Here is a 7,428-nt window from a genome sequence, read left to right as displayed (position 1 = left end):
CCGAGAGCCGCGAAACTCTCGGCGGTGGCGACGGGATCGTGGTTGTCGACGAGCAATCCGCCCGACTCGCCGGGAACGGGCGTGTAGGAGCTATAGCGGCGCGGCGCGAGCTCGATCTGCAACCCGAGGTCGTCGATGATGCGCTGGGGGAGCAGGCTCACGAGGTAGGAATAGCGGCTCAGGCGAGCATCCACCCCCGCAAAGGCCTCGGCCGAGATTGCCGCGCCCCCGAGCACGTCGAGGCGTTCGAGCACCTGCACGTCGAGGCCCGCCTGGGCGAGGTAGGCGGCGGCGGTGAGGCCGTTGTGGCCTCCGCCGATGATGACGACGTCGCGGTGTGTGGTCACGGATGCTCCTCTTCGAGTGCGACGGGCAATGACGCTCGGCCAGCCTACGTCGAGCAGGTAGCGGCAGGCGCTACGAACGGGCGGTCGACGGTTGCACGTCAGGAAACTCGCACGTCGCCCGCCCGAACAGGGTTAGCTGCGACCGCGACTCAGGGAGATGAACGTAATGGCTGCCCCGGCAATGCCTGACACGATCGCAATCGCGGCTCGCGCAACGACCGGAATGTCGGTCCACAACGCCAGCGCGATACTGACCAAGAGAATCACCAAGAAGAGCACGGCTGTAGCGGCGCCGTTAGCAAAGTCCGTTTTTTTCTCACTCATACGGCTACCGTATTGCCGTCGACGGCGGCGCCTCAGGGTGATCCACAGGGCCTCGGAGTCGCACACCCCGGAATTCTCACGAGTAGCGCCTACCCCGGGCGACTCTTTCTCCCCGGGTCGTCGTTCCGACCGAAGGTGCCGATGATCGTGGCGGTGTAGACGACGCGACGCGAGTGTGATGTGCAAGCCGAGATCGCGGCGCCCCCGATCACGTCGCGGTGTGCGGTCACGCCTGCTCCTCCTCGAGTGCGACGGGCAATGACGCTCGGCCAGCCGACGTAGGTGCCTGGGCGGCCGCCGTGCGCATGCGCTCAAAGCCCCATCGTCACTACGACGGCCGTGGCACCTCCGGTGCCCTCGCGCGGTCGATGACGAAGTGCTCGTCTGACACATTCGCGGAGAGAACTGGCATCGGCCAGGGCACGTCCGCGGTGGAGATTGCGCAACTCACCCCTCACGGGGCAGTTGTGTTCACCATGCCGCGAATGCGGCGCGAGAGAAAGGCGGGTCACCATGCCCACACCACCGTCTGACATGGCCCAGAACGATCTCACTGCAGTTCTCGCGAAGATCGACGAATGGCCAGAGCCGTACGTGACGATTGGCCGTCGACTGCACGAGACGATCATCTCCGCGGGTCCCAAGCTCAAGACACGCCTGTGGTACGGAATGCCCAGCTACGCCACGGCGCGCAGCGCGCCCGTCTTCGTGTTCTTTCGCCTCGACGATGGCGTGATGTCGATGGGGCTCTCAGAGAAGGCAACCGTCGACCGCGAGAGCGACAGCACGTTGCGGCCCTGCGCGTGGTTCATCGACGAAATCGACGATCGCACGCTCGCGAAGGTTGCGGAGCTGGCGCGCACGGCGTTCTCGTAGCCGAGAGCGCTCAACCGGCTCGATGCCTAGATGAGGGACCCGACGGCGCGTGACAGGGTTTCTCGCACGGCGACGATGGCCGGTCGCGTTGCTGACGAGACCCGCGCCGCCGTGAAGACAGAGCGGTGCGGGTCTGCGTCGAGCGTCACGAGGGGAACCCGCGGCTCGGCGCCGGCCCAGACGAGATCGGGCAAGAGCGCGACGGCGTGACCGGTCTCGACGAGCCGAATGTGCGCTTGCAGGTCGGCTGTCTCAAACCGAACGTCGGGTTCGAAGCCGGCGAGTCGGCACTGTTGCTCTGCCCAGTGCCGCGAGGCGGTTCCGCGCGGTTCCATGACCCAGGCCATGCGCGAGGCGTCACCCACGGAGCGGATGCTCTGCGCGTCGTCGCCGCCCACATCGCGGTGCGGCACGTGGCCGGGGGGCACCCCCAGCCGCAGCCCATCGTTCACGAGCGGCACGCGGTCGAGGTCGCGGCGCAGGGGCGCCGAGTGCGCCGGATACTCTTCGGCAATCACGAGGTCGAACGTGCGCGCCCACACTTCGTCGAGGGCGCTCTCGGGTTCGCGCTGGGTGATCTCGACGCGCAATTGCGGATGCTCTTGAGCTAGCAGGCTCAAGGCTCGAGGCACGATGCCGAGCGCCGCTGACTGAAACACCGCTAGTCGCACGGTTCCCGTGACGGTTCCGCTTGCCGCGACAAGGTCAGCTTCCAGTTGTTCGAACTCGTCAAGCAAGGCACTCGATCGTTCAACGAGCCGTTGACCCGCGGCCGTGAGGTGCACGCGACGGCCCGCGCGCTCAAGCAGGGCGACGCCCGCCTCGCGCTCGAGCAAGCTCAGTTGCTGCGAGATGGTCGACGGGCTGTATGAGAGCGCGCGCGCGACGGCGTGAAGGGTTCCGCGCCGATGCACTTCGCGCAAGAGCGAGAGGCGCTTGAGATCGAGCATCGGCACCCCTTTTCAATTGTTCGACGGAATCGAACAAGAGTGTACGACAATCATCACTTTTCGTACACAGCACCACAGGCCAGACTGAAGGCATGACCACGAGTTCTCAGCCGCACTCCCAGCCCGACGCCGACGCCGCGGTGGCCCTCGTGCGGCAGTGGCTGAGCGCGGCCGAGGGCGCGCGGCCCGACGCGGGGGCCGAGCGATTGGCCGGGTTGCTGCAGGACGAGGTGGGGCTCGAGTTCGCCATTGGCTTCGTCGACCGGGTCGCGCGGCCTGACGACTTGGGCGTTGCGGCGCGCAATCTCGAGCAGCTGGCGGCGCGCATCCCGAGCTTCTTGCCCTGGCCCCTGCGTGTGCTCATCGCGATCGGCGGGCCTCTCGCCCGCATTGCCCCCTGGCCCATCGTGCCGATCGCGCGCCGCGTGCTGCGGGGAATGGTCGGGCACCTTGTCGTTGACGCGACGCCGACTCGACTGGGGCGCACGCTCGACCGACTGCAGAGCAGCGGCGACCGGCTCAACATCAACCTGCTCGGTGAGGCTGTGCTGGGCGACGGCGAGGCTGACCGGAGGCTCGCGGGCATCACCGAGCTCGTCAAGCGCCCTGACGTCGACTACGTCTCGGTCAAGGTTTCGGCCGTCGTGAGCCAACTGAGCATGTGGGCCTTCGACGAAACCGTCGACCGCGTGGTCGAGCGGCTCACCCCGCTCTATGAGACCGCGGCGCTCGGTGTGACCCCCACCTTTCTCAACCTCGACATGGAAGAGTTTCGCGACCTCGACCTGACCATCGAGGTGTTTCAGCGGCTGCTCGACCGGCCGTCACTGCGGCAGTACGAGGCCGGCATTGTGTTGCAGGCCTACCTGCCCGAAGCGCTGCCCGCGCTCGAACGCCTCACGGCGTGGGCGCAAGAGCGCCGAGCGGCCGGCGGCGCCGGCATCAAGGTGCGGGTCGTCAAGGGCGCCAACCTCGCGATGGAGCGCGTGGATGCTGCGCTGCACGAGTGGCCCGTCGCCGTGTTGCCCAGCAAGCGCGACACCGACGCCAACTACAAGCGCGTGCTCGAGTCTGCGCTGCGCCCCGATCGAGTGGACGCGGTGCGCATCGGCATCGCGGGCCACAACCTCTTCGACATCGCATGGGCGTGGTTGCTCGCCGAGAGCCGCGGGGTGAGCGACCGCGTTGAGGTCGAGATGCTGCTCGGCATGGCCTCGGCGCAAGCCGATGCCGTGCGGGCAACGGTCGGGCACCTGTTGCTCTACACACCGGTAGTGCACCCGCGCGACTTCGAGTCGGCCATCAGTTATTTGATTCGGCGTCTCGAAGAGAACGCGAGCACCGAGAACTTTCTCTCGGGGGTCTTCGAACTCTCGAGCAGCCCCGAGATCTTCGAGCGCGAAGAGCAACGCTTTCGCGAGGCGCTCCTCGCGGTCAAGGCCGCGCCAGCGGCACCCGAGCCGCACCGCGTGCAAAACCGGCTGACCGAGCGTCCGCTCGATGAGTCGACTGCGCTGCCCGAGCCGGGCGGTGTGCGCGCGGGCTTCGAGAACACGCCCGACACCGATGTCGCGCTGCCCGCCAACCGTGAGTGGGCTCGCGCGATCCTCGAGCGAGCTGTGACGACAACGCGCGGCGCCGCACTCGTCGACGCGAGCGGGGTGGCCTCGGTCGCCGCCGTCGACCGCATCGTCGCCGAAACCCGCGAGGCCGCGGCCGGGTGGGCTGCGCGGGCGGTGGATGAGCGGGCGGGCATCCTGCACGCGGCCGGTCGCATGCTCGCGGCCCGTCGTGCCGACCTGCTCGAGGTCATGGCCGCCGAAGCCGGCAAGACGCTCGCCGAGGGCGACCCCGAGGTGAGCGAAGCCATCGACTTCGCGCACTACTACGCCGAGAGCGCGCGCGACCTCGCGCGCATCGACGACGCCACGTTCACGCCCGCGCGGCTGACGGTCGTCGCTCCGCCGTGGAACTTTCCCGTCGCGATCGCGGCGGGCGGCGTGCTCGCGGCGCTCGCCGCCGGCAGTGCCGTCATCATCAAGCCCGCCCCGCCCGTTCGTCGAAGCGCCGCCGTCATGGTCGAGGCGCTGTGGGATGCCGGGGTGCCGCGCGACGTGCTGCGCTTCGTCGACGCCCCCGAGAACGAAGTGGGCCAAGCGCTCATCGCTCACCCGGCCGTTGACCGCGTCGTGCTCACGGGTGCGTGGCAGACGGCCGAGCTGTTCCGTTCGTGGCGAGCCGACCTGCCGCTGCTCGCCGAGACGAGCGGCAAGAACGCCATCGTCATCACACCGAGCGCCGACATCGACCTCGCCGTGGCCGACCTCGTCAAGAGTGCCTTTGGTCATGCCGGTCAGAAGTGCTCCGCCGCCTCGCTCGCGATTCTCGTGGGCTCGGTCGCGACCTCGGCCCGCTTCGAACGCCAGCTGGTGGATGCCGTGCGTACGCTCCGCGTCGGCCGCCCCCTCGACCCGAGCGCGGTCGTGGGGCCGCTCATCGAACGCGCCTCGGGCAAGCTGCTTGACGCCCTCACGGTTCTCGGCGACGGCGAGCAGTGGCTCATCGAACCGCGTGCGCTCGACGCGACGGGCGAGCTGTGGAGCCCGGGCGTGCGTCGCGGGGTGGTCGCGGGCAGCGCCTTCCACACCACCGAATACTTCGGCCCCGTGCTGGGTCTCATGCGCGCCCGCACGCTCGACGAAGCGCTCGACCTGCAGAACGCCACGGCCTTCGGACTCACGGCGGGCCTCCACTCGCTCGACGCCGACGAGGTCGCCTACTGGCTTGACCACGTCGAAGCCGGCAACCTCTATGTCAATCGCGGCATCACGGGCGCGATCGTGCGCCGTCAGCCCTTCGGCGGCTGGAAGCGGTCGAGCGTTGGCGGCTCGACGAAGGCGGGCGGCCCCTCGTATGTCATGGGCTTTGGGTCGTTCAGCCCCGTGGCGCGCAAGCCGCGTCAGAACCTGAGCCTGAAGGGCCTCGATCGCGGCGTGCGTGAAGTGCTCGAGGCGAGCCAGCCTGGCCTTGATTTCGCGGGCTTCGATGCGGCACGCGCGGGCGCGCTGAGTGACCAGCGCGCGTGGGACGACGAGTTCGGGGTGGCCCGCGATGCGAGCCAGCTGGGCGCTGGCGCGGGGCACGTCGTCGAACGCAACGTTCTGCGGTATCGCCGCACACCCGTAACAGTTCGCGCGGCCGAGGGTGCCGCCATGGCTGAGCTCGTTCGTGTGCTGCTTGCCGCCACGCGCGCGGGCTCACGCGTCGAGATCAGCAGCGCGGCTCCTCTGCCGGTGACCTTGCTCGCGCTGCTCGAGAGCGGCATCTCGACGCTGCGTGCGGCCTCGATCGCGATTGAAACGGATGCGCGCTTCAGTGAGCGCGTGCTCGAGAGTCGCCCCGCCCGCATCCGACTGGTCGCGCCCAACGGCGCCGAGACCGCGAGCGAGCTGCAGGCGGCGCTCGGCGGCGACCCCGACGTGGCGATCTGGTCGGGGCCTGTGACGGCCTCGGGTCGCGTCGAACTGCTGCCGTTTGTGCGCGAGCAAGCCGTGTCGATCACGGCACACCGCTTCGGCAACCCCTTCGCCGCGATGGCCGAGCTCGAGCTGTAGTCGGGCTCTGACAGCGACGGATGCTCAGCCGCGCAGAGCGGCGCGCACCAGGTCGAGCGCGCTCGCGTCGTCGAGCCCGAGGCGCCGAGCTCGCTCGACAAACTCGCGTGCGGCAACCTGCGCCTGCTGTTGCCCGACATCGCCCTGCGGGGCTACAAACGAGCCCGCCCGGCCGCGCGTCTCGATGATGCCGTCGGTCTCGAGCTCGCGGTAGGCGCGCGCGACCGTGTTCACGGCGAGCCCCAGCTCGTCGGCGAGCGCGCGCACGGTCGGCAACTTTGCGCCGGCGGCGAGCTGCCCTGCCGCGACGGCGTCGCGCACCTGCACGCGAATCTGCTCGTAGGGCGGCGTCGCGGCCGAGGCGTCGACGGTGACGATCATGGGGCGCCTAGTGGTGCCGGCGGTCGATCAACCGCGTGAGGATGATCGCGCTGCGCGTGTGGTCGACGTTGGGGGCGACGCGCACGCGCTCGAGAGCATCCTCAAGAGAAGGAATGTCGCGCGAGCGAATGTGCACGATCGCGTCGGCGTCGCCCGTGACAGTTCCGGCGTCGACGACTTCGGGAACGGCCGAGAGGATGCGCTTCAACTCGTCGGGCGCGACGGTGCCGCGGCAAAAGAGTTCGACGTAGGCCTCAACGGCCATGCCGTCGACGGCGGGGTCGACCTGCACGGTGAACGAGCGAATCACGCCGTCGGCAACGAGGCGGTCGACCCGGCGCTTGACAGCCGAGGCCGAGAGCCCGACGACGTCGCCGATGTCGCCGTAGCCGGCGCGGGCGTTCTGCCGCAGCTGGTCGATGATGCGGTAGTCGATGGCGTCCACACCGCGAGACTAGGGCACCGGCTGGGGGAGTGGTGTGAGCACTGCTCCGCGACTGGCGCCCCAGGTAAAGTAAGGCTAACCTTACCTGCGGCAGCGTCGCCCGTCTCATTCGCCTCATCTGTTCTGGAGCATCCCCGTCATGCGCGTTTCTGCACCTCTCTCGTTCACCGCCCTCGCTGCCACGGGCCTTTTGCTGGCGGGCTGCGCGGCGTCGGTACCGAGCGATGACGCCATGCCCGTTGTCCCCACGGCCGACGGCCAATTCACGCTCTACTCGGGCCGCGACGAAGAGCTCGTGCAGCCGCTCATCGACCAGTTCACCGAAGACACGGGAATCGTGGTCGAGGTGCGCTACGGCAACACCGCCGAGCTCGGCGCGCTGCTGCTCGAAGAGGGCGACGCGACCCCCGCGAACGTGTTTTTGTCGCAGGATGCCGGAGCCCTCGGCGCCCTCAGCCAGGCCGGACTCTTCGCGACCCTGCCCGATGACG

The 7,428-nt window shown here is 68.8% G+C and carries 8 protein-coding genes; 3 read left to right on the top strand and 5 right to left on the bottom strand.

The genetic code is table 11. From position 1 onward, the window contains the following. The coding region (locus tag SFU54_RS00465; RefSeq protein ID WP_319014362.1) for an FAD-dependent oxidoreductase at positions 1-347 on the bottom strand (347 nt) is incomplete at its 3' end. 132 nt (positions 348-479) lie between these two features. Next, complete coding sequence (locus SFU54_RS00460; RefSeq protein WP_319014361.1) at positions 480-671, bottom strand: hypothetical protein; 192 nt, start codon at positions 669-671, stop codon at positions 480-482. 513 nt (positions 672-1,184) lie between these two features. On the opposite strand from SFU54_RS00460, the gene SFU54_RS00455 reads away from it, so the two are divergent. Beyond that, positions 1,185-1,547 carry a DUF1801 domain-containing protein gene (locus tag SFU54_RS00455; protein WP_319014360.1) on the top strand — a complete coding sequence of 121 codons (363 nt, stop codon included), beginning with the start codon at positions 1,185-1,187 and terminating at the stop codon, positions 1,545-1,547. A 26-nt stretch (positions 1,548-1,573) separates the two neighbouring features. Here SFU54_RS00455 and SFU54_RS00450 read toward each other — a convergent pair whose 3' ends face one another. Next, positions 1,574-2,497, bottom strand: coding sequence for a LysR family transcriptional regulator (locus tag SFU54_RS00450; RefSeq protein WP_319014359.1), 924 nt, complete (start codon positions 2,495-2,497; stop codon positions 1,574-1,576). Between the two features lie 92 nt (positions 2,498-2,589). Between SFU54_RS00450 and SFU54_RS00445 the strand changes: the two genes are divergently transcribed. Beyond that, the gene (locus tag SFU54_RS00445) at positions 2,590-6,111 is read left to right on the top strand and encodes a bifunctional proline dehydrogenase/L-glutamate gamma-semialdehyde dehydrogenase (protein ID WP_319014358.1); all 3,522 of its coding nucleotides are present in this window, start codon (positions 2,590-2,592) and stop codon (positions 6,109-6,111) included. Positions 6,112-6,135: 24 nt separating this feature from the next. Here the strand turns inward: SFU54_RS00445 and SFU54_RS00440 are convergent, their stop codons facing one another. Further along, a complete protein-coding gene (locus SFU54_RS00440; protein WP_319014357.1) occupies positions 6,136-6,492 on the bottom strand; it encodes a GntR family transcriptional regulator in 357 nt (118 codons plus the stop codon). A gap of 7 nt (positions 6,493-6,499) precedes the next feature. Further along, a complete protein-coding gene (locus SFU54_RS00435; protein ID WP_319014356.1) occupies positions 6,500-6,937 on the bottom strand; it encodes an Lrp/AsnC family transcriptional regulator in 438 nt (145 codons plus the stop codon). 139 nt (positions 6,938-7,076) lie between these two features. Between SFU54_RS00435 and SFU54_RS00430 the strand changes: the two genes are divergently transcribed. Further along, on the top strand, positions 7,077-7,428 hold a 352-nt coding region (locus SFU54_RS00430; RefSeq protein WP_413466528.1), incomplete at its 3' end, for a substrate-binding domain-containing protein.

Source organism: Microcella sp. (assembly GCF_033763155.1).
Classification (GTDB): Bacteria; Actinomycetota; Actinomycetes; order Actinomycetales; family Microbacteriaceae; genus Microcella.
The sequence above is the reverse complement of the archived record's forward strand: the minus strand, read 5'-3'. Positions and strand labels throughout refer to the sequence as shown.

Coding starts and splice junctions, on each gene's coding strand:
- SFU54_RS00460 (WP_319014361.1), bottom strand. CDS start 671: ATGAGTGAGAAAAAAACGGACTTTGCTAACGGCGCCGCTACAGCCGTG.
- SFU54_RS00455 (WP_319014360.1), top strand. CDS start 1,185: ATGCCCACACCACCGTCTGACATGGCCCAGAACGATCTCACTGCAGTT.
- SFU54_RS00450 (WP_319014359.1), bottom strand. CDS start 2,497: ATGCTCGATCTCAAGCGCCTCTCGCTCTTGCGCGAAGTGCATCGGCGC.
- SFU54_RS00445 (WP_319014358.1), top strand. CDS start 2,590: ATGACCACGAGTTCTCAGCCGCACTCCCAGCCCGACGCCGACGCCGCG.
- SFU54_RS00440 (WP_319014357.1), bottom strand. CDS start 6,492: ATGATCGTCACCGTCGACGCCTCGGCCGCGACGCCGCCCTACGAGCAG.